Genomic DNA, 1,186 nt, shown 5'->3' on the forward strand with positions numbered 1-1,186 from the left:
TGACGACATTGACCGTCGAGGCACTGGCCGACTCCGGACTCGCCCGCAAGGACGCCGAACGCGCCAAGAACATGTTCGCCCTCGGCCTGCTGTCCTGGATGTACCACCGGCCCACCGCCGGCACCGAAAAATTCCTGCGCAGCAAGTTCGCCGCCAAACCCCAGATCGCCGAAGCCAACATCTGCGCGTTCAAAGCCGGCTGGAACTTCGGCGAGACCACCGAGGACTTCGCCGTCTCCTACGAGATCGCCCCCGCCCCCCTGCCCCCCGGCACCTACCGCAACATCTCCGGCAACCTCGCCCTGTCCTACGGCCTGATCGCCGCCGCCCGCCAGGCCGACCTGCCCCTCTACCTCGGCTCCTACCCCATCACCCCCGCCAGCGACATCCTCCACGAACTCTCCCGCCACAAGAACTTCGGCGTACGCACCTTCCAGGCCGAGGACGAGATCGCCGGCATCGGCGCAGCCCTGGGCGCCGCCTTCGGCGGATCCCTGGCCGCGACCACCACCTCCGGCCCCGGCGTCGCCCTCAAATCCGAGACCATCGGGCTCGCCGTCTCCCTCGAACTGCCCCTGCTGGTCATCGACATCCAACGCGGCGGCCCCTCCACCGGGATGCCCACCAAAACCGAACAGGCCGACCTGCTCCAAGCCATGTACGGCCGCAACGGCGAAGCCCCCGTGCCCATCGTCGCCCCCGCCACCGCCGCGGACTGCTTCAACACCGCCCTCGAAGCCGCCCGCATCGCCCTGACCTACCGCACCCCGGTCTTCCTGCTCTCCGACGGCTACCTCGCCAACGGCTCCGAACCCTGGCGCATCCCCGACCCCCACGAACTGCCCGACCTGCGCGTGCGCTTCGCCACCTCCCCCAACCACACCGACACCGACGGCACCCCCGCCTTCCGCCCCTACCAGCGCGACCCCGACACCCTCGCCCGCCCCTGGGCCCTGCCCGGCACCCCCGGCCTGGAACACCGCATCGGCGGCATCGAAAAACAGGACGGCACCGGCAACATCTCCTACGACCCCGCCAACCACGACCACATGGTCCGCACCCGCCAAGCCAAGATCGACCGCATCACCGTCCCCGACCTGACCGTCGACGACCCCACCGCCGACACCGGCCACCCCGCCCCCGCCCTCGTCCTCGGCTGGGGCTCCACCTACGGCCCCATCACCGC

General features: G+C 70.3%; 1 pseudogene. It reads left to right on the forward strand.

What is annotated here, in order from left to right:
• A pseudogene (locus tag IEY86_RS35885) lies at positions 1-1,186 on the forward strand (2-oxoacid:acceptor oxidoreductase subunit alpha); the annotation flags it as partial.

This window comes from Wenjunlia tyrosinilytica (assembly GCF_014646055.1).
Lineage (GTDB): Bacteria > Actinomycetota > Actinomycetes > Streptomycetales > Streptomycetaceae > Wenjunlia > Wenjunlia tyrosinilytica.